Origin of the sequence: Nocardia sp. CDC159, assembly GCF_023740735.1 — a bacterium.
Taxonomy (GTDB): domain Bacteria; phylum Actinomycetota; class Actinomycetes; order Mycobacteriales; family Mycobacteriaceae; genus Nocardia; species Nocardia pulmonis.
Genome location: NZ_JAMRXH010000013.1, coordinates 162,472 through 179,428, shown reverse-complemented (window position 1 = coordinate 179,428; position 16,957 = coordinate 162,472). Strand labels below are relative to the sequence as shown.

Annotated in this window: 28 protein-coding genes; 4 read left to right on the top strand and 24 right to left on the bottom strand. The window is 67.8% G+C overall.

Annotated elements, in window-relative coordinates; genetic code table 11:
* Window positions 1-98 precede the first annotated feature (98 nt).
* Window positions 99-1,313 (top strand): helix-turn-helix transcriptional regulator, encoded by a 1,215-nt coding sequence (locus NDR87_RS26285; RefSeq protein WP_251912869.1) that lies wholly within the window; start codon window positions 99-101, stop codon window positions 1,311-1,313.
* 86 nt (window positions 1,314-1,399) lie between these two features.
* Here the strand turns inward: NDR87_RS26285 and NDR87_RS26280 are convergent, their stop codons facing one another.
* Complete coding sequence (locus NDR87_RS26280) at window positions 1,400-1,627, bottom strand: MarR family transcriptional regulator (RefSeq protein ID WP_251912868.1); 228 nt, start codon at window positions 1,625-1,627, stop codon at window positions 1,400-1,402.
* A gap of 177 nt (window positions 1,628-1,804) precedes the next feature.
* On the bottom strand, window positions 1,805-2,551 hold the full coding sequence (locus NDR87_RS26275; protein WP_251912867.1) for a GntR family transcriptional regulator: 747 nt from the start codon (window positions 2,549-2,551) through the stop codon (window positions 1,805-1,807).
* Between the two features lie 71 nt (window positions 2,552-2,622).
* Here NDR87_RS26275 and NDR87_RS26270 point away from each other — a divergent pair, with 71 nt between their 5' ends.
* On the top strand, window positions 2,623-3,729 hold the full coding sequence (locus NDR87_RS26270) for a DUF1152 domain-containing protein (protein ID WP_286014045.1): 1,107 nt from the start codon (window positions 2,623-2,625) through the stop codon (window positions 3,727-3,729).
* A complete protein-coding gene (locus NDR87_RS26265; protein ID WP_251912865.1) occupies window positions 3,729-4,433 on the top strand; it encodes an alpha/beta fold hydrolase in 705 nt (234 codons plus the stop codon). The genes NDR87_RS26270 and NDR87_RS26265 overlap by 1 nt, the downstream gene beginning before the upstream one ends.
* A gap of 384 nt (window positions 4,434-4,817) precedes the next feature.
* On the opposite strand, the gene NDR87_RS26260 is transcribed toward NDR87_RS26265, so the two are convergent.
* The 22 genes from NDR87_RS26260 to NDR87_RS26160 all read right to left on the bottom strand — a co-directional run bounded on the left by NDR87_RS26260 (window position 4,818) and on the right by NDR87_RS26160 (window position 15,977).
* Window positions 4,818-5,294, bottom strand: coding sequence for a hypothetical protein (locus tag NDR87_RS26260; RefSeq protein ID WP_251912864.1), 477 nt, complete (start codon window positions 5,292-5,294; stop codon window positions 4,818-4,820).
* A complete protein-coding gene (locus NDR87_RS26255) occupies window positions 5,200-5,925 on the bottom strand; it encodes a DUF433 domain-containing protein (protein ID WP_251912863.1) in 726 nt (241 codons plus the stop codon). The genes NDR87_RS26260 and NDR87_RS26255 overlap by 95 nt, the downstream gene beginning before the upstream one ends.
* A 150-nt stretch (window positions 5,926-6,075) precedes the next feature.
* Window positions 6,076-6,207 carry a hypothetical protein gene (locus tag NDR87_RS37445; protein WP_286014044.1) on the bottom strand — a complete coding sequence of 44 codons (132 nt, stop codon included), beginning with the start codon at window positions 6,205-6,207 and terminating at the stop codon, window positions 6,076-6,078.
* Window positions 6,204-6,482 carry a hypothetical protein gene (locus NDR87_RS26250; RefSeq protein ID WP_251912862.1) on the bottom strand — a complete coding sequence of 93 codons (279 nt, stop codon included), beginning with the start codon at window positions 6,480-6,482 and terminating at the stop codon, window positions 6,204-6,206. Before NDR87_RS26250 ends, NDR87_RS37445 begins: the two co-directional genes overlap by 4 nt.
* Window positions 6,479-6,667, bottom strand: a complete 189-nt coding sequence (locus NDR87_RS26245) for a hypothetical protein (RefSeq protein WP_251912861.1) — start codon at window positions 6,665-6,667, stop codon at window positions 6,479-6,481. Before NDR87_RS26245 ends, NDR87_RS26250 begins: the two co-directional genes overlap by 4 nt.
* A complete protein-coding gene (locus NDR87_RS26240; RefSeq protein ID WP_251912860.1) occupies window positions 6,664-7,422 on the bottom strand; it encodes a hypothetical protein in 759 nt (252 codons plus the stop codon). The genes NDR87_RS26245 and NDR87_RS26240 overlap by 4 nt, the downstream gene beginning before the upstream one ends.
* 481 nt (window positions 7,423-7,903) lie before the next feature.
* The gene (locus tag NDR87_RS26235) at window positions 7,904-8,269 is read right to left on the bottom strand and encodes a helix-turn-helix domain-containing protein (RefSeq protein WP_251912859.1); all 366 of its coding nucleotides are present in this window, start codon (window positions 8,267-8,269) and stop codon (window positions 7,904-7,906) included.
* A gap of 308 nt (window positions 8,270-8,577) precedes the next feature.
* On the bottom strand, window positions 8,578-8,844 hold the full coding sequence (locus NDR87_RS26230) for a hypothetical protein (RefSeq protein ID WP_251912858.1): 267 nt from the start codon (window positions 8,842-8,844) through the stop codon (window positions 8,578-8,580).
* Window positions 8,841-9,023, bottom strand: coding sequence for a hypothetical protein (locus tag NDR87_RS26225; protein ID WP_251912857.1), 183 nt, complete (start codon window positions 9,021-9,023; stop codon window positions 8,841-8,843). The genes NDR87_RS26230 and NDR87_RS26225 overlap by 4 nt, the downstream gene beginning before the upstream one ends.
* 173 nt (window positions 9,024-9,196) lie before the next feature.
* Window positions 9,197-10,420, bottom strand: a complete 1,224-nt coding sequence (gene bet / locus NDR87_RS26220; protein WP_251912855.1) for a phage recombination protein Bet — start codon at window positions 10,418-10,420, stop codon at window positions 9,197-9,199.
* Entirely contained in the window at window positions 10,417-11,304 is an 888-nt protein-coding gene (locus NDR87_RS26215; RefSeq protein WP_251912854.1) for a YqaJ viral recombinase family protein, read from the bottom strand. The genes bet and NDR87_RS26215 overlap by 4 nt, the downstream gene beginning before the upstream one ends.
* On the bottom strand, window positions 11,301-11,888 hold the full coding sequence (locus NDR87_RS26210; RefSeq protein ID WP_251913249.1) for a WhiB family transcriptional regulator: 588 nt from the start codon (window positions 11,886-11,888) through the stop codon (window positions 11,301-11,303). The genes NDR87_RS26215 and NDR87_RS26210 overlap by 4 nt, the downstream gene beginning before the upstream one ends.
* Window positions 11,889-11,890: 2 nt before the next feature.
* The gene (locus tag NDR87_RS26205) at window positions 11,891-12,208 is read right to left on the bottom strand and encodes a hypothetical protein (RefSeq protein ID WP_251912853.1); all 318 of its coding nucleotides are present in this window, start codon (window positions 12,206-12,208) and stop codon (window positions 11,891-11,893) included.
* Window positions 12,205-12,576 (bottom strand): hypothetical protein, encoded by a 372-nt coding sequence (locus tag NDR87_RS26200; RefSeq protein WP_251912852.1) that lies wholly within the window; start codon window positions 12,574-12,576, stop codon window positions 12,205-12,207. The genes NDR87_RS26205 and NDR87_RS26200 overlap by 4 nt, the downstream gene beginning before the upstream one ends.
* On the bottom strand, window positions 12,573-12,890 hold the full coding sequence (locus NDR87_RS26195) for a hypothetical protein (protein WP_251912851.1): 318 nt from the start codon (window positions 12,888-12,890) through the stop codon (window positions 12,573-12,575). The genes NDR87_RS26200 and NDR87_RS26195 overlap by 4 nt, the downstream gene beginning before the upstream one ends.
* On the bottom strand, window positions 12,887-13,315 hold the full coding sequence (locus NDR87_RS26190) for a hypothetical protein (protein WP_251912850.1): 429 nt from the start codon (window positions 13,313-13,315) through the stop codon (window positions 12,887-12,889). The genes NDR87_RS26195 and NDR87_RS26190 overlap by 4 nt, the downstream gene beginning before the upstream one ends.
* Entirely contained in the window at window positions 13,312-13,791 is a 480-nt protein-coding gene (locus NDR87_RS26185) for a hypothetical protein (RefSeq protein ID WP_251912849.1), read from the bottom strand. The genes NDR87_RS26190 and NDR87_RS26185 overlap by 4 nt, the downstream gene beginning before the upstream one ends.
* A gap of 289 nt (window positions 13,792-14,080) precedes the next feature.
* The gene (locus NDR87_RS26180) at window positions 14,081-14,308 is read right to left on the bottom strand and encodes a hypothetical protein (RefSeq protein WP_251912848.1); all 228 of its coding nucleotides are present in this window, start codon (window positions 14,306-14,308) and stop codon (window positions 14,081-14,083) included.
* Window positions 14,305-14,763 (bottom strand): hypothetical protein, encoded by a 459-nt coding sequence (locus NDR87_RS26175; RefSeq protein ID WP_251912846.1) that lies wholly within the window; start codon window positions 14,761-14,763, stop codon window positions 14,305-14,307. Before NDR87_RS26175 ends, NDR87_RS26180 begins: the two co-directional genes overlap by 4 nt.
* Entirely contained in the window at window positions 14,763-15,347 is a 585-nt protein-coding gene (locus NDR87_RS26170; RefSeq protein ID WP_251912845.1) for a hypothetical protein, read from the bottom strand. The genes NDR87_RS26175 and NDR87_RS26170 overlap by 1 nt, the downstream gene beginning before the upstream one ends.
* The gene (locus tag NDR87_RS26165; protein WP_251912844.1) at window positions 15,347-15,505 is read right to left on the bottom strand and encodes a hypothetical protein; all 159 of its coding nucleotides are present in this window, start codon (window positions 15,503-15,505) and stop codon (window positions 15,347-15,349) included. The genes NDR87_RS26170 and NDR87_RS26165 overlap by 1 nt, the downstream gene beginning before the upstream one ends.
* Window positions 15,506-15,725: 220 nt before the next feature.
* Window positions 15,726-15,977 carry a helix-turn-helix transcriptional regulator gene (locus NDR87_RS26160; protein WP_251912843.1) on the bottom strand — a complete coding sequence of 84 codons (252 nt, stop codon included), beginning with the start codon at window positions 15,975-15,977 and terminating at the stop codon, window positions 15,726-15,728.
* A gap of 217 nt (window positions 15,978-16,194) precedes the next feature.
* Here NDR87_RS26160 and NDR87_RS26155 point away from each other — a divergent pair, with 217 nt between their 5' ends.
* Window positions 16,195-16,728, top strand: coding sequence for a hypothetical protein (locus NDR87_RS26155; protein WP_251912842.1), 534 nt, complete (start codon window positions 16,195-16,197; stop codon window positions 16,726-16,728).
* Window positions 16,729-16,957 lie beyond the last annotated feature (229 nt).

Here is a 16,957-nt window from a genome sequence, read left to right as displayed (position 1 = left end):
GGCCGCAGGGACCGACGGGTACATTCCGTACCCCCTGCCCGCTGGCTACGCTGGAGGTGACGAGCACCACCGGGCGAAAGGCGCCGACAGTGCATAGCGTGGATGACCTGGCTATCGGACAGCGGATCAAGTTGCAGCGAGAACGCGCGGGCATGTCGCGCCCCGTCCTGGCCGGCCTGGTCGGCCGCTCGGGCGAGTGGCTGAAGGCCATCGAGAATGGTCGGCTCCAGCCACCACGCCTGCCGATGCTGTTGCGGATCGCCCGAGCGCTCGAACTGGAGGACCTGGCGGAGTTGACCGGCAACGAGCACGCGGTACCGGTGGTGGTGTTCGCTGGCGAACGCCACGCCGCGCTGACCCAGGTGCAAGCCGCCCTCACCGATTTCCGTACCCGCCCAGCGGCGCGGGAAGTGAGCGTGCCCCATCTCGCCGAACGGCTTCGGCAAGCCTGGCAGGTGCGGCACTCCAGCCCGGACCATCGAACCCAACTCGGCGCGCTGCTGCCCGGGCTGATCCGCGACGCTCAATCCGCCGCCCGCGTCCCGGGCGAGCATCGCCGGGCGGCACGCACGGTATTGGCCGGGGTGTACCAGCTCGCCGACTTCTACGTCGCCTACCAACCCGCGCCGGAACTGGTGTGGATGGTCGCCGACCGCGGCCTGCACGAAGGCTACGAGGCCGACGACCCGTACGTCATCGCCTGCAGTTCCTGGGCCATGGTCCAAGCCCTGCGCGACTCGGGCCGCTGGGAGGAAGCGATCGCCCTGGCCCACGACGCCACTGCCCGCCTTCGCCCCTACATCGACCGGGACAACACCTCCGACGATTGGCGAGGGATTCTCGGTGCGCTGGAGGCGGAAATCGCCTACGTCCACGCCCGCCGCGGCAAGTCCGGGGACGCCTGGCGGCACTGGCAGCGGGCCGACGAGATCGCGGTGCGGCTGGGGCCGGCGTATCGGCACGTGCAGACTTCGTTCTCGATGCCGGTCATGAACGCCCACGCCGTCACCCTCGGTGTCGAACTGCGCCACGCCGGAGAAGCCCTGCAGGCAGCGCAGTCCTTCGACGCCGACCACATCGCGTCGATCCCACGACGCAGCCGCCATTTCATCGAAGTGGCCCGCGCTCACGCACAGCGCGACGAGGCCGCAGCAACGTTCGCGCTGCTGTCGATAGCCGAACGCACCGCGCCAGAAACGATCCGCTACAACGGGTTCGCCCGCGACATGCTGCTCGCCCTGCAGAAACGACCGCCGTCGGGAATGAAAGACGACGTCAAAGAACTCAGCCGCCGCGTCGGCGTCGCAGCGTAGACTGCTACCGCACGCGTCGGACAACTGACGGTGCTCGTCAACGAGAAGCCGTCCCATCCCAGCGGGACGGCTTCTCTCATGCGAACTCACTGTCCGCACCGCCCGGTCCTGCTCGCGCACAAGGCGTGTCCTCGTCTGCTGAGCAGCCACCGCGACGACGGGGTCGCGACGATCAACCCCCGCGCCGCCAGCGTGGCGATTGCGCGGCGCGCGGACCGCGGGGGCAGTTGCGCTTCGTTGCTGATCTGCTGGGCGGTCAGCCTGCCGCCCGGCGCGAGAACGGCCAGGACGGCCGATTCGGCTGTTGTTCTCATCCGGTGCCTCCGGCATGCATCACCCGAACTCAGCCCTGCCACCACATCGGAGGAGAGCCGTGCGGGTCGTCTCACGTACGACTGTTAGCTGGACTATGCCACTACCCGGTAAGTGGTATAGGCCACTTGTGAGAATCCGGAATTATTTCAATAGTTGGGGGCCGCGACGGGCGGGGTTTACAGGGCCAGCGGGTATTCCTGCCGGAAAGACCACCGGTGCGGCGGATAGACGGCTTCGTCGAATGCGATGGCGGCGTCATTGGAGTCGTAGGCGACCAGCCAGTACACCAGCACCGCCGACGAAGATGCTAAGTCCAGCGCTCGACTTTCCTCGTCGGTGGCCGGACGGGCGCAAACTTGGTCACGCGCGTAGGCGGCCCGTATTCCAGCCGCTTTCGCGATGTAGCCGAGCGTGCCGTGACCGACGCGCTCGGTGAGCAACAGCCGCGGAGCGGACTCTGCCAGCTTCGCCGGGAACCATGACGTAGAAAGCTCGACAAGCCCGCTCGTTTCGCTGCTGATGATCCGTTGGCGCTGGATGACTGGGCCGCCGGCGGGAAGATTGAGCGCGCCGGTCACGTACTCGGGTCCGTCGACGATGCCGACGAAAGGGAACTCGACGCTCTCATTGTCGGAGTACATGGTCCCGAGCTTGGCGGCCCGTTCGAGACGTTCGCGGGTCCGAGGCGCCGCGTGTGGTTCCCGCACGAATGTGCCTGAGCCTTGTCGTGATTCGACGAGGCCCTGGTGACGCAGGGCCTGAAGCGCTTTGCTCGCCGTCGGTCTGGCGACTTTCCAGGTTGCTGCGAGCTCACGCTCGGACGGCACCTCCGCGCCAGGTGGAAGGTCGCCGCGCACGATCTGGTCTCTCAGGTAACCGGCGATTTGTAGGTACTTCGGGAGTACTTCCTCGATCTCGGGCAACCGCACACCTCCGCCAACTACCATATGCCACTGGCCACTATACGAACTCGGGGACGGATGCCAGCGCAGCCATGCATACAGCGATAGCGATAGCCGCCGGTGGGGGCGGGGATGCGGTGTCCGCCGCCATGCTCGCCACAGCGATGCCGAAGTTGGGAGTCGCGGCCCTTATGAGCTGGTCGTGGGACCGATTCATGATCGACCCGACTCCCGGCCCTCGCGTGCGCGGCGACTTCGATCGGTTGGGCGACCGCGGGGGCGTCGCTCAGATTTTGGAGACGTCTGCGCTACGGATCGGCCGATCGACGCTGCCGCGACTGGCTGGCCGCCTTGGTCATCCGCTGCTGTTGCTGGAGGCGGACGGGGGTGCCACGGGCTTGGCTGAGCTGATCGAGCGCGCGGTGGCAGCGTTCGACGCGGACGAAGTGGTTGTGGTGGACGTTGGCGGCGACATCCTTGGGGAAGGCCACGAGGCCAATCTGCGCACTCCGCTTGCCGATTCACTCGCTCTCGCCGCGGCTGTCCAATCCGGAGTTCCTACCCGGGTGCTGGTGGCCGGGATCGGCATGGACGGCGAGCTGTCGAGCCCGGAACTCGAGGTCCGGCTCGACCAACTCCACGCCCGGCCCGTTGCCGAGCTCACCCCGAAAGATGTCGAACCCTTCAACGACATCTGGTCCTGGCATCCCTCGGAGGCCAACGCCTTGCTGGCTGCCGCCGCGGGCGGATGGCAGGGCGCGGTGGAGACGCAGCGCAATGCGCTGCTGGAGCTCACTGCGGCCGCGGCCATCGTCTACGAAATCGACGCTCGCACACTCACCGAGTCATCGCTGGCGGCACCCCTCGTCGGCACGACCAGCCTCGAGCAAGCGGAACAGTTGTTGCGGGAGCGCCGCGACGGCCGCAGCGAGCTCGACATCGAACGCCGCAGGGCCGCAGGCGAACACGCCGAAGTGCGGATGCCTACCTTGGACACGTTGGACGTTATCGACAGGTACGTCGACGAAGCCGCCACCCGCGGCGTCGACGCGCTCACAGTGCGCCGAACCGCCGAGATGGTCTCCGCCATCGAACCCAGTGCCACTGAGGCACTGCGCGAACTGCTGGGCCGCCACCGGCCGGACAATTTCCGGCCGCCGCTGTATCTGGTGCACGGAGAGAATGGCGAGGGGGTGTGATGCGATCGCTGATGATGTCAGCGGATGACGGGACGCTGTTGCACGTGGGTACCACCGGGCACGGCCCGGACGTCGTGGTCCTGTCCGGCGGGCCGGGGTATATCCACTACCTCGCGGCCGACGACCTGGCGCCGCGCGGTTTGCGAGCCTGGTACCCGGAACCCCGCGGAGTCGGCCGGTCCCGTGGCGGGCCGCACGATCTCGCCCGCGCGGTCGCCGATCTCGAAGTGGTGCGCCGGAAGATAGGCGTCGAAAGCTGGGCAGTGGTCGGCCATTCCTGGGGTTCCGATCTCGCGGTGCGCTATGCGCTGGACCATCCCGATCGAGTCAGGTCCGTCGTCGGCGTCGCAGGCCACGGACTGCACAAGGACAGCACTTGGTCCCAGGTGTACGAGTCCTCGCGGCATCTGGAAGCCGACCTCGAGATCCCCTGGGAACAAGGCGTTCACGCCGCCCTGAGCGCGTCGTTCGTGCAATGGATACACGAACCCGACCTGTGGCGCCGACTGGCCGACTGCCCGGTCGTCATGACCTTCATCGCCGCGCAGAACGACATCCGTCCGTCCTGGCCACTTCGGCAGCTCGCGGCGTTGATTCCGGGCGGGAGGTTCGAAGAGCTACCCGCAGTTGGCCACAACCTGTGGGCTACCGATCCAGAGCTGTGGGTCGACGTTGTCACCAGGGCAGTGGGCGAAGACCGATAGCTGAGCTCCGACCGTTACCTGGCTCAGACAAGTGGCGCCACGAAGTCGCATATGTACTGTCCGCGGGCGATTCAGCCGGCGGGCATCTGCTCTACAACGGAACACCACCGCGGCGGCGTGCCCTGGATGGACAATGGCAAGGCCGACACCGGCGGTGCGTGCGGCTCAAGGTGATTGCGTGCCGCCGGTGTCGGCTCGTACCCGAGAGGTGGCCAGCGGACTCCTCAGCTCACCGGCCACCATTGGGGATTCGGAGCAGTTGGCGCCTCGGATGGTACGGGGCTCGGGGGCGAGGTCCAGCGAGCCGCAACCGGGGGGAACACGTCGGGAAACCCGGGCAGGAAAACCGGGGCCGGTGGGGGCGGGACAGCAGACGGCGCGGGCTCATGGCCAGGTTTTCCGTAGCCGTTGTCCGACCGGTCCGACGGCGTAGGCGGCTGCGCCACCGCGGCGAATCGCGCGGTAGATCGCGGCTTGGGCGGAGTGGAACCGCGCGATCATCTCGGTGATGACCAGTTGTTGGTTGTCGAGGTAGAACAGCGGTGCGTCGTGGTCGACCAGTGGGCGCCGCTCGGCGGGACGGGATTTGATGCGGCTGTCCTTGCACAGCGGTATCCAGCCGTGGCACAGCCCGTAGTCGATCCATTCCTCGTCGGTGATTGCTTGGGCGTCGTTGGGAAAGTGGTCGGTGATGCGATGGATGATCCACCCGAGCTCGGCCAGGCCGATGGCGACGCCTTTGCCGAGGCAGCGGTCGAGGAGGAACTCAGGCGGCGGTGAGGATTTCTGCGCGGAGGAGTTCCGCTCGGCAGATCGCTTCGACTTCCTCTTCGCGGAGGCCGTATTCCTCGGCGACGACATCAATGGGTTCTCCGGCGGTGAACAAGTCGACGACGGCTTTCACCGGCGTCTTGGTCCGCTCCACGACGGGGCTGCCCCAGTTGAAGCGTGGATCGATGATGACGGGGGTGTCGTCCGCGAACTGGCGAAGTCGCAGCCTGGTTGCGTGGTCGGTGCCGCCCCAGTCGATGAATCGCAGGTAGTCGGCGATGAACTCGCGCACCGGCATCTGGTGGTCGCCGACGCGGGCGAATTCGTCGTCGCTGTAGTGGACGAAGATGTCGATTCCGTCGGTGGCGATGCGTTGGCTGGCCAGCGCGTAGGGCGTGTCCAGTTCGCGGCGGACTGCCTCGACGGCTTCGCGGATTCGCCGCTTGCTGAACCGCAGTTCGGTACGCAGCGCCCGCAGGACGTACGCCTCGACGAGCGCGATGAATGTGACGTTGGCCGCGCCCCGCCGTTCCGCTGGCACACGATGCACCAGAGGTCCACCGGGGGCGCTGTCGGACAGCCAGGAGGTGACGGTTCGATGCGGAATCACCAGGTGGTGGGACACGTCGGTCGGCGTGAACAGGGCATCGTGAAACAGATCGACCATCGCGTGCCCTCCTCTCGCTGTGTACCCACAATTATCTCGAAGCCCGTCGAGCAATACCGGACATTCATCGACTGCCCGATGCCTACCAGGTCCACGGGCGACGCGCCAACCGCGACACGGCTACGGTCACCGCGTGGCCCGGACCCGTTGCTGGTCACCGACGCCTTCCGGTGGGCTCGGACATGCCGGTGACGAGCCCGGGCTTCAGCGTCCGCTGTCGAGCCAACCCCCAAAACCGAACAACACGAAGAGCACGACCAACGCGAGGAGGTCCACCCACGGATTCTCGGCGGCCTCAGCGGTCTCGGCGAGAATGGCGATCGTGGTCGCACTCATGGGCCAGTCCTAGCGTTCATAGCGGCCCGCGCGTCGGCGCGAGCTCCAGGCGGGCGCGCAACGGCCTGCCAGTCGTCGACCGGCAGCCCATCAGCGTCAAGGCGGCGGGCGACCAGATGGGCGTCCCGGGTGCGGCCGTCGCGCCGTTGAATCTCACGCAGCTTGTCGACGAGCTCGACGGCGACGGTGGGGTCGGTGGTTGGGGCGCGACGGGCGACGCCGATTTCGCCGTCGGTGGTGAGCCACCGGGCGCCGTATTCGAGGCGATCGGTCACGGCTGGTGCGCCCGGCTGGTACCGAGGATGATCGCGGTGATAGCCGCGGCGGTGGCCCGGTCCAGGAGCAGCTGGCGACCGCATCGGAGGCTGCGGCCGAATGCCGCTCGTTGGTGGCGTTTCGCGGCCCGGTACTTCATGCGGGAAAAGAACCGCGGCTGGCGGGGCTGCTGGCCGCTGCTCATGCCCGGCTCCCGGCGGCGGGCGTGCTGGTGGGAGATATTGCGTCCCACCAGCGTTCGACCCAGGCGGTGTCGCCCATCGCGGTGTGGCGTTCGGCCTCGGCCGGGGGTGCGACGTCGCACATCAACGACAGCAGATCGGAATTGCGTGGCGGGGTGAGCGCGGCGAGGAGTTCAGCGAGGAGCTCAGCGAGCGAGCGCCCCGGCTCGTCGTCGTCGGGCCAGGCCGGGGAGGTCAGTCGCCTATCGCCTGCGTGGAGGCGCCCTGCCAGCCAGCCGGCGGCCTGGGTCTCGACGTCGATCACCTGGTAGTGCCAGCGGGGCAGCAGGCCGTGGCGGCGCAGCATGGGGTCGAGGGTGTGGGCGTCGAAGTCGGGCACGATGCCGATCAGGACCGCGCCGCGGGTCCATTCCTCGACGGTGGCGGCGGCGTCGCGTTCGGGCATCAGCAGGGTGTCGGGGGCGCCGTGCAGGGCGACGCCGCGTCCGGTCGGTGAGGGGCTCCAGAGTTGGTCGCGTCCGCTGTGGCGGGGGTGGCGGTCGTCGAAGCGGCCGATCTGCAGGGAGCGGGGGTCGGCGTCGGCCAGGTCGACATCGTCGATGAGGATCGTCAGCCGGTCGGTGGGCTGTCCGGCCAGGGCGGGGCGGCGGATCATCGCGATTTCCCAGGGTCGCCGCAGCCGCGGATTCAAATGCGTTGTCTCAGTGTCGAGAAATACGAGCGGTGTCGCGGTGTCGGTTGCGGTCGTATTGATCACGGGGTTCTCCGGTTGTCGAAGTAGTTGAGTTTCACGGTTCCTTCTCGCAGATGTTTTCGGCATTGCAGGCAAGGAATGGGACGGTGGTCGTCGTCGTAGCCGATCCATCCCGTGCAGTTCGGATTGTGCGACGGGGTGAATTCGGCGTCCTCGTCTAGCTTTTCTCCGGTTCGGTCGTGCCGCATTACCATCACCTCTTTTCGCATTTCCTGACCGAGCAAAAATTCGTTCCGAGCCGGTCGCCGCGCGGGCGCTCGCGCGCGGTCGTGAGTTGCGTTGTCGAGCCGGGTACCTGGTTGGGATGGTTGTGGATGGTTGTTATGGTGGAGGATCACGGGTGATCCCCAGACTGGGCCTGTGTGATCCCTAGACTCGTTCTGACTGATCCCCAGACTTTGTTATCTGCGCAAAGTCTGGGGCGCTCCAGAGATCCCCAGACGTACCGTGTGGATAACTCCGGGTATCGCGCCAGATCCTCGGACTACGCGGTTTCGGAGGCCTCCGCAACCTCGTCGGGGTCGAGCATCGGCAGACTCGCCAAATTCATCGGCACCGTCAGTCGATAAGTGTCCGCTTCGTTCTTCCACCGATTCCCCTGTTTCGTTTTTTGAATGAGCCCCAATTCCCGCAACTCCGCAAACGCTCTTTTCACCGTGGGCACGGAGATGCACAGGACCAACGCGAGCGCATTGATTCCCGGCCGGACCCTGGAGCCGTTCGAATCGGAATACGTGGCCATGGCCAAGGCCACATATTTCGTCATCGGCTTCATACGGGCCCGCCGCACGACGCGTTCCCACGCGAACCGATCGAACGGTTGTAGCTCCGGCGCACCGGCTGGGTCCATACGCACCACCTCTCGACACCCGCACCTGCCCCCGTCCCATTTCGATCCGCCCAGCCGCCGCCAGCCCGCCACCAGGCCGTGGCTGCCCCTCTCGGCCCGCCCTCCCGATGTCGACGCCCATCAGCACGGCCCCTCTACCTCGAACAGAGGCATCTCGTGGGCCGCCGCCGCGACGGCCCGCCGCTGGGCGGCCACCTTCCGCTCGCAGGTCGGCCCGAGATGTTTGTCCACTGATTCCTGAGCCACCAACCAGCCCAGGCACTTTCTGCACCGCACCGCGGTGCGCGTCTCATCCTCGGGGCGCTGATTCACCGGTCGGCCTCGCGAACCTCGAACAGGGCTGGTGGCGCGAGGTCCGGGCGCTGCTCGCGGCAGTCCCGGCACAGCCGGTCTCGCGGCACCTCCACGTCCGGGCGGAACGGGACCCGGCAACCGCGGCAGTCGATCAGGTACCGGGCCCCGTATCGGTCGCGGTAGCGGTGCGGTATCGGGCCCGCGCGGCGTCGGCGGGTGACCGACACCGACGGCGCCGCGGCGCTGCCCGCCCACGGTCCCACCACGACGGTGCCGCTCACGACTGCTCACCGCGCAGCTTCGCGTAGGTGCGGACACCGCCCTGGTCGTCGGGGCGGAAACGCCCATTCCACTGCACGGTGAACCCGGCGGCCCGCATCCTGTCGAGGGTGGCACGGATATCGGCCTCGTCGCCGATGAGCCGCAGCAGCACACCGGATTTCGTGGGTTGTGATTCCATTCGCAGTCATTCCTCTCCGCAGTAGCACTCGCCGCCGAGGCCGCCGCAGCCGTCACACACGCCCGCTGTCTCAGCGAAAAACGGTTCGGTGCAATAGCATTCGTTCTCCTCACAGCCGCGGCGGCAGCCGGACCGTCGGTTGCTGCCGCGCACGGTGTCCGGGTCGACGCTGCTCACGATGTCCCCGAAGAGTCGGCGGTGGCCGGGTGGGCGTCCGCGGCCTGGGCGTCGAGGAGAAAGCGCGTCATCGCCTCGGCCTGCTCGCCGGTCAGCTCCGCCATGGAGGCCAGATCCGGGTTGTGCACGGCGTTGCGCACCCAGTCGAGGCGCTGGGCCTCGTCGTGAACGGCCTCGCCGATCAGGGCGTTTTCGAGCGCCTTCACCTGCGCCGGGGTGGCCTTCGGGTTCTCGGCCACCGCTGGTGCCGCGGCGGCGTGCGCGGCCCCGGCCAGGGTGTCGATCAGCTGTGTGGCTTCGGCCGCGGTGAGTTCTCTCGCCGATTTGATGGGCCGTCCGATCAACTCCGACAGGTAGGCGCGTTTGCGCGCGGGGGTCTTGTATCCGGCCTCGTCCAGGAGCGAGGAAAGCGTCTTGTGCTGGGCACTGTCCGCAGGGGGCGGGTTGTCCAGAGGCAGCTCCGCGCCCGCCTCCGGGTGCTCGTTTGCGGGCGGGGCGGTCAGACCGACCGCGGCGCGCAGGCCGGCCACGCCGTGGCGCGGTGCGGGTCTGCGGGCCGGGGACTCGATGTCGGCGTCGATGACGGTGTGGGCGGCGTCTTCAAGGACCAGGCCGGAGAAGTCGTGGGGGTAGGCGCGCCGCCAGGCGGCGGCTTCGGCGCATTTGGCGAGCATGTGGGCAGGCATCTTCGACCACATGGCATTCGGCTGCTTACCGCTGGGGCCCATTTGGACGTACTCGGCGTACATGGCCGTGGCCGGGAACTGTTTGCCGTTCTTGACGATCACGTATTTCGCGGCGGCGGGCGAGTTGTCGGGGTCGAGCCAGACATCGGTCCAGCGGCCGTCACGCCCGCACCACAGCGGATCGCGGAATTCGAGGTCGTCGCCGCGGGTCTCGGCGATCCGGGCACCGGTGACGCGGTAGCCGTCAATGCCGGTCTGGATGGTGTAGCGGGTGACCCAGCGGTCGACTTGTTCACCGTTGTGCCAGGTCGTGCTCTTGGTCTTACGGCCGATCATGTAGATCTGCTTGGCGTAGGGGTCCAAGCCGGTGCGCTGGCACAGGTGGAAAAACAGTTTGATGTCGCCCTCGGGAGCGTTCTCCACGCCGAGCTGGCGCAGCGCGGCCAGCTGCACATCGGTGAAGCTGTCCTGGTCGGGGCGCAGGGTGAGCTCGGTCGTCGCCGCAGCGGGAACGGCGAGGTCGGTGCTGGTCATGCAGGTGTCAACTCCCTCAGTTGATCGATCGGGGTTTTCGTATCGGCGTACAGGGCAACGGATTTGCCGCTTCGACGCCGGGTCGCCACAGCGAGTCCCGCGCTGGTGGCCACGGCGGCGGTGCCCATCGCGGCGAGCACGCGGATTTTGGCGCCGCGCAGGGTGGTCTCTGCGGCTTTGTGTGCGCGGTCGGCGGCGAGGTAGTCCGCCGCCAGCTGCGGATCCAGCTCGACGTTCACCTCGGGATCGAGGTCGGGGTGCAGCTCGCGCACGCACTCGTAAGTGGGCACCGAATCGTCCAGCGGCGGCGGCTGGTTCGCACGCAGCGACTGATGAAACGCTGCACACCGCTGTTCGATCGCGGTGGCGAGTTCGGGGTCGTAGCCGATTTCGTAGGTGTGGTGGGCGAAGTAGGGGCCCATCACCATCAGGTGAGCGGGGTCGTCGGTGTAGCCGGTGACGTGCATCTGCCACTGCAGCTGGGCGACATAGTCGGCGGGGGCCTGGTCGGTGCCGAAGCTGCCCCAGTCCTCGAGCTTGCGGGCGATCTTGAATTCGACCACCCGCCGTCGGCTGCCGCGCCGTGCCCGCCGGTCCAGGGTGGCCAGCGTGCTGAATTCGGCGAGATCGCGGCGGATCTGCAGTTGAGGGCGCGACAGCTGCCAGCCCGGGTTCTTGATCCGCCACAGCTCGGCCAACGCCATCTCCATCGCGTGGCCGACGTCGAACCGGTCTGCCGGTGGTTCCGGCGGCACGAGCCCTTTCATCCTGTGCCACAACCGATACGGGCTCTCCCACCGGGACACACCGATGATCGCAGCGACCTTGCTCGGCGTAATCAGCGACAACCATTCCGCGCTACCGGGTTCCACAACAGTGCTCACCGCGTCACCGCCTCGTCCAGCTCCGGCGCGATGATGCCCATGATTTTCTCGGCGTTGGTCCGGGTCATCCGCTCCGGTCGAGCGTGATCAGGACGGAGCAGGTCGAACAATGTGCCTTGCGGCACGCCGCTGGCGGCGCTGATGCGGCCCATCGTCCAGCCGAGCGCACGCAGCCTCTGCACCCGCGCGCGCGGCGCGGCGGCGTCGGTGTACCGCGAGCACAGCGCGCACACCCGCTCCTGCGATTCCGCGGGCTCGAAGATGTCCCCGCACCCCTGGCAGGTACGACGGACAGGAGTCCCATTCCCGGCCGTATCGTCGGGCACGCCCAGCCAGTTCTGCAGTGCCGCGCGCTCGCTGGCACGGTCCATGCGGAATCCGGCCCAAATCCCCTGCCGCTCGTCCGCGCGGTAGGCCGTCCATCCGCACTCCGAACGCACCGGGCACTCCAGGCAGACCTGGCGCGCGTAGGTCGGCCGCACCGACGTCTCGGGATACCACCGATCCGGGTCGCACTCCCGGCATGCCGCCCGCGCTCGCCAGTCCAGACCAAGCGGCTGGCGCGGCTCGTCGGTCACGGCCATTGTCACAGTGCCCCCTGCGCGCTCGCGATCGCCTGCTCGCGCAGCAGGTCCGGGTCCGGATACCGCACATCGGTCTCCGCGCCGTCCGCAGCAGCGTCGCCGTTCAGATCCTGCTCCCACCGCACGGCCCGGTCGTAGAGCTCGCGACCGAGGCGCTTGGCGTCCTCGGGGGTGCGGAACAGCGCGAAGATCGCACCGTCGGACAGCTCCAGCGAGACGCCGCCGAAATGCTGCTCGTGCCCGGGCCGCGGCTGGTCGTAGCGCACACCCAGCCTGCCGTCGGTGCGCACACCCAGATGCACGTCGCTGAAAATGTTCATTCTTGTTGCCTCGCAATCTGATTCGCTTCATCAGCGGTGGTCTCGACGAACCCGCCACCCTCAGCCCAGACGTGGTCGACGATTCCGACCGCGTAGACCCGGCCGTCCCCGGCCGCCGCCAGCTCGCGGCAGCCGCCGACCTCGCGCCGCCACGGGATCTCGCACAGCGGGCTCGTCGAACGGAACATCACGCCGATCGGGACCGCGGCAGCAGTGGGCCACCACCGCCTGCCCTGCTCGTCGCAGGAGCGGGTCGAGGCCGCCTCGGTGCGGGCGTGTGCCTCCTCCGCCAACAGCTCGGCGAGCCGCGCATCACCGCGATACTCGGCCGCCGCAGCCATGTCTTGCAGTTCACCGATCGTGATCACTGGGGTGCACTCCCCTCAGACAGGCCGGAAGCCGCAGTCGGTGCAGAGCCCGGGCAGGGGTGCCGCTCCGGAGCGGCCAAGTGCTGCACGATGTTGCCGATCCCCCACTGCTCGAGGATCGGCACGTAGGGATTGGTGAGGAATTCGCCGTAGGCGTGCAGGGCATCCAAGCGTGCGGCCAGCTCGTCGACCAGATCGAGCAGCTGCACCGAGTTCTGGGGGCTCAGCCCCTCCTCGCCTTCGGAGGCGACGAGCCATTCGCGCAACTCGCGACGGTCGCCGGGATCGTTGATGCGCCAGTGCCCTTGGGTCATCGTGCGGACACCACCACTTCGATGTAGCCGCGGGTGAAGACCGCGTCCAGGCCCCCGAGGAGGTAGCGAGTATCGCTCGGGGGCGCGACCGCACGGACGTGTTCGTCGTGGCGCACGAATTCGCGCTGGTCGCCTACCGCTCGGAATCGGGTTCGATCCGGGATGTCGATCGCCGATTCCCAGCGACGCGCCTCCCACGCTCGGGGCCGCTGCCAGCCCTCGGCCTGCTCGAGGTGAGTCCGCACCCGCGCAGCGATCCGCTCAAACTTCCACCGTTCGCCGGCGTGCAAATCCGGCCACGACGACCCGGGCTCGGGATCGTCGGGATCACACTGCGTCGCGATCCAAATCAGGCGCGCCAGCTCGTCGGTCGACGCTCCCGCCGAAGCGTCATAAGCGCGAACGTCGTCGGCAATCGCGGTCATGCGAGCACCTCGATGTAACCGTCGCTGTACTCGTCGTCCAGTGTGGCGGCGATGAACGCCGCGTCGGCGACTTCGGCCTCCCCGACCGTAGGCGCGGGTAGCGCGTACCGATCGGCACGCACCCACTGGTTCTCGTGGTCGCCGATGGGCCGGAATCGCACGCCCTCCGGAATGCTGGCCGCGTATTTCCAGCGGCGGCCGGGTTCCGCTGGTCGCGCCCAGCCGTGTTCCTCGAGACGGACGCGGATCGCCGTCGCGAGCTCGGTCAGCCGCTCGCGCACCAGCGGCGGCAGTGATGCGAAGGTTCCGTCCTCGGGTGCTTGTGGGTGCAGCGCGTGCACCAGCGGCGCCAGGTGCCGCTCGTCGTAGTCGTGTTCGCGGCGGGCGGCGAGCGTGTCGGCGAGGTCGGCGAACTCCGCGTCGCCGTAGGTGCGGGCGGTCGCGGCGAGCGCCCGCAGTTCCGTGGTTCCGATCATGGGTCGGGTAGGCTCCTTGTCTGGATCGAAGGTCATGTGTCGGGTCCGGCCGGTCGCCGCGTGGGAGGTTCGCGGCGACCGGACACGTGTTTGCAGGGTTGGAAAGCGCGGCCCGCAGCCGGTGGTGCACCGTGAGGGGTTGGCCGCGGGCCGCGCGCACCTCGGAACGCCGGGAATGTCGCCGGTGCCGAGGGCGACTCAGGGTTAGGGCAGCCAGTGCAGCGTCGGCGCGTCGAACACGGCCACCACCAGCGGGGCGGGGCGCAGCAGTCCCCACATTTCCAGCAGCTCACGCACGGTCATCACCTCCCACGTCGAACTCCAGGCAGGTGCGCGATGGGAGCCAGTCCCAGTCGACCTGGTCGGTGTCGAGGAAAGACGGGATCGTGCCAGCCCACACATGCTGGCCGTCCTCGCGCAGGCCCACATACACGACCTCAACCGGAATCGCGGTGTCACCGCGCAGGATTCGCACGCCCCGAGGCGGCATGGGCACCGAAGGCAGGACCGAGGTCATCGCGTCCTCCGCAGCGGCCGGGGAGCGAATCCGGAGGGCCGCTCCCCGGCGCCGTGGTAGCCCTGCGGGGACGGGACGCGCCGAGGTTTCGGCCGGACCCGGATGTACCCGCGGGGTCCGCCGCCCGCGTGTGCGGGGGTGCGGGGGTGGCCGGTCGCCGCGGCGGGCGGGAGTGCGTCGGCGACCGGCCGGGCCTTCCGCGCGAGCAGGGTTCGCGAGGAAGGGGATTCAGGGATGGGGACCAGGTACGGGCCGTTCCGGTATCGGCGAGCCAGCTTCCGGCGCGCTTGCAGCCAGACCAGCAGCGCCCACTCGGTGCCAACGGCGCCCACGGTCAACGCGACCGCCGCGGTACCGAGGAACAGATCGGAGACGATGACGCCCGTGCCGTACAGGACCCATGCGCCGACAAGGAGGGCAAGGCTGCTGCTGCACAGACGATTCGGAGTCAACATCAGTCACCCCCGCCGGGTCCGCCGCAGTCACCACCGGCGAGGTCGGACCCGCCGCCACCGCTGCCCGAGCCGCTCCCCGCGCACAACGTGTCCGAGGGGTGGCCGGTCTTCGGCTCGACCACGGAGATCCCGTCAGGGTCGGTGGCATGCGAATCGGAGGGAGGGCGCACGACAGCGCACTGCGCCGGTCGAACGACCGTGGTCTCTGACTCGGCCCGGCGATGCCGCCCGGGCTTCGCCGCATTCCGCGCGGCGGTGACGGCCGCGGTACCAGCGAAGGCATCGGCCCCGCTAGCCTGGGGACGTACGAGCCCGGTATCGGACGCGAACGTGCGCGTTCGCGACGGCGGTTGGCCCGCCGAGCCGATCAGTGTTCCGCATTCAGCTGCCAGGCAACGCATCTCACGCGCCAGAACGCGTATCTCGGCCAGATTTCTACGCACCTCGGCGTTGTGCCTGGCGGTGCGGTGAGCCAGCTCGCGCGCCTCGTTTCGGTGGGTGGCCGCGACGCACGCGGCCCAAGGCGCGACTACGGCGCAGCCCACCCAGATCCCGGTCAATATCCAGGCCAGTGCGGTGGCCATCACAAATCCTCACGGGTGAGCTGTGCCCGACGGGCCCGGGCGGCGATGACCTGGGTCTCGTCACGCAAATCGCGTGCGGCCGTGGCGAACAGCGCGGCGAACCACGCGGCCAGCACGCTCACCGCCACGGCGCCAAACAGGGAAATCCAGCGGGTCACGATACCGCCCTCCCCTCGGCCTGGTGACACGCCGCATCGTCGCGCGCCTGGAGTCGATAGGAGCGGATCAGCGCGACGGCACCGTCGAGGTCGCTGGGCTGAAATCGTGCGAGTTGACGCTGGATCCAAGCCTCGTCCGGGGTTACTCGGCTGGGGCTCGAGCCGCCGGAAGGGCGCTTAGGCGTACGGGGTGCGGGCTCTTTCATGACTCGGCCGTTCGTCATGCGATTTGCACAGCAGTTGACAGCTCGGATACACCGAAAGCGCCGCGCTCGACGAACAGGTCCTCCCATGGCACCTCGAGCCGTGACGCGAGAGAGATCGCGAGATCCTCACTCAACGTGCGCAGCTTCCCTGTTTCCAGGGCGTGGATGGTGGTGTGCGATCGCTTGACGAGCATGCCGAGCTCGCGCTGGGTGTAGCGGCGCTGCTTCCGCCAGCGGCGCAGCACGGCCGGGTCTCGGACTTGCATCCAACAGTCCTTTCGACGTCGAGATGAATACTTTCGCGCTGCCATGATCACCTCAGGTTGCCAGGGTGTCAATTGTCAATTATGACACTAAGCAATCGTTGATAGACTGTCAACTGTCATTCGTGCAGCTAGATGTGCCATCATCATGCGGATGGTTGCCAACACCCCTACGGGCGCGTCCTAGCGCAGCAATGCACGTACCGGGAGAGTTAGATTCGTGACGACGTTGCGGGAACTGCTGCAAGGCGTGGCCGATCGCGGGTTATCCACCCGCGCGATGGAGAAGCGTGTCGAGGACGCCGCGCGATCGGCCGGTACGGATATGCGCCTCAACCGAGGAACCGCTTCCCTGATCCTCAGCGGAAAGTACAAATCGCGCCCCTCCGACGCCACCATTCGCGCGATCGCCTTCCTCGCCGAGGTACCCCAACGAGTAGCCTTCGAAGCCGCTGGCCGCCCCTCACCGGCCGCCCCGTTCAAGGACGAGTTGCCCGAAGGGGTAGATCAACTCTCCCCTAAGCGGCGGCGCGTCGCGATCGAAGTGCTCCGCGCCCTGATCGAGGCCGAGCAACTCGAGCATCGAGCCGAAGAGGCGGCCGTGGCCGCCGCCGACGATGCTGCCCGGCCAGCCACCAAGAACGGGAGCGCCGATTACATCTGGGGAACGCCTTCCCCGGAGCAGCTGGCGGAGCTGACCCCGGAAATGCTCGCCGAACTGGAACAGCAGAACGCTCCGGACAGGCCGGACTGAGCGTCGCCCCCACAATGTCCATGCGTTCTCTAGAACGCCCACATTGCTTCAGCCAGTTGATGATCGACGCCCGGATTCGAACACAACCAACCATCCCTATACGGCAGGGTGCCCAACCAGGTTGTGGTCCATGAAACCAGGCGTCTTCGGCGGCCTGTTGCAAGCACCGAGCCATCCGATGGGTGATGCCCCGACGCGGAATAACGGTAACGCCGTCGTGGCGCCAGAT

Excerpts from the sequence above, each read along its gene's own strand:
- NDR87_RS26280 (WP_251912868.1), bottom strand. The coding sequence starts at position 1,627 with ATGAGAACAACAGCCGAATCGGCCGTCCTGGCCGTTCTCGCGCCGGGC.
- NDR87_RS26270 (WP_286014045.1), top strand. The coding sequence starts at position 2,623 with ATGCATACAGCGATAGCGATAGCCGCCGGTGGGGGCGGGGATGCGGTG.
- NDR87_RS26265 (WP_251912865.1), top strand. The coding sequence starts at position 3,729 with ATGCGATCGCTGATGATGTCAGCGGATGACGGGACGCTGTTGCACGTG.
- NDR87_RS26260 (WP_251912864.1), bottom strand. The coding sequence starts at position 5,294 with ATGTCGTCGCCGAGGAATACGGCCTCCGCGAAGAGGAAGTCGAAGCGA.
- NDR87_RS37445 (WP_286014044.1), bottom strand. The coding sequence starts at position 6,207 with ATGAGTGCGACCACGATCGCCATTCTCGCCGAGACCGCTGAGGCCGCC.
- NDR87_RS26245 (WP_251912861.1), bottom strand. The coding sequence starts at position 6,667 with ATGAGCAGCGGCCAGCAGCCCCGCCAGCCGCGGTTCTTTTCCCGCATG.
- NDR87_RS26235 (WP_251912859.1), bottom strand. The coding sequence starts at position 8,269 with ATGGACCCAGCCGGTGCGCCGGAGCTACAACCGTTCGATCGGTTCGCG.
- NDR87_RS26225 (WP_251912857.1), bottom strand. The coding sequence starts at position 9,023 with ATGGAATCACAACCCACGAAATCCGGTGTGCTGCTGCGGCTCATCGGC.
- bet (WP_251912855.1), bottom strand. The coding sequence starts at position 10,420 with ATGACCAGCACCGACCTCGCCGTTCCCGCTGCGGCGACGACCGAGCTC.
- NDR87_RS26210 (WP_251913249.1), bottom strand. The coding sequence starts at position 11,888 with ATGGCCGTGACCGACGAGCCGCGCCAGCCGCTTGGTCTGGACTGGCGA.
- NDR87_RS26205 (WP_251912853.1), bottom strand. The coding sequence starts at position 12,208 with ATGAACATTTTCAGCGACGTGCATCTGGGTGTGCGCACCGACGGCAGG.
- NDR87_RS26195 (WP_251912851.1), bottom strand. The coding sequence starts at position 12,890 with ATGACCCAAGGGCACTGGCGCATCAACGATCCCGGCGACCGTCGCGAG.
- NDR87_RS26190 (WP_251912850.1), bottom strand. The coding sequence starts at position 13,315 with ATGACCGCGATTGCCGACGACGTTCGCGCTTATGACGCTTCGGCGGGA.
- NDR87_RS26185 (WP_251912849.1), bottom strand. The coding sequence starts at position 13,791 with ATGATCGGAACCACGGAACTGCGGGCGCTCGCCGCGACCGCCCGCACC.
- NDR87_RS26180 (WP_251912848.1), bottom strand. The coding sequence starts at position 14,308 with ATGACCTCGGTCCTGCCTTCGGTGCCCATGCCGCCTCGGGGCGTGCGA.
- NDR87_RS26175 (WP_251912846.1), bottom strand. The coding sequence starts at position 14,763 with ATGTTGACTCCGAATCGTCTGTGCAGCAGCAGCCTTGCCCTCCTTGTC.
- NDR87_RS26170 (WP_251912845.1), bottom strand. The coding sequence starts at position 15,347 with ATGGCCACCGCACTGGCCTGGATATTGACCGGGATCTGGGTGGGCTGC.
- NDR87_RS26160 (WP_251912843.1), bottom strand. The coding sequence starts at position 15,977 with ATGCAAGTCCGAGACCCGGCCGTGCTGCGCCGCTGGCGGAAGCAGCGC.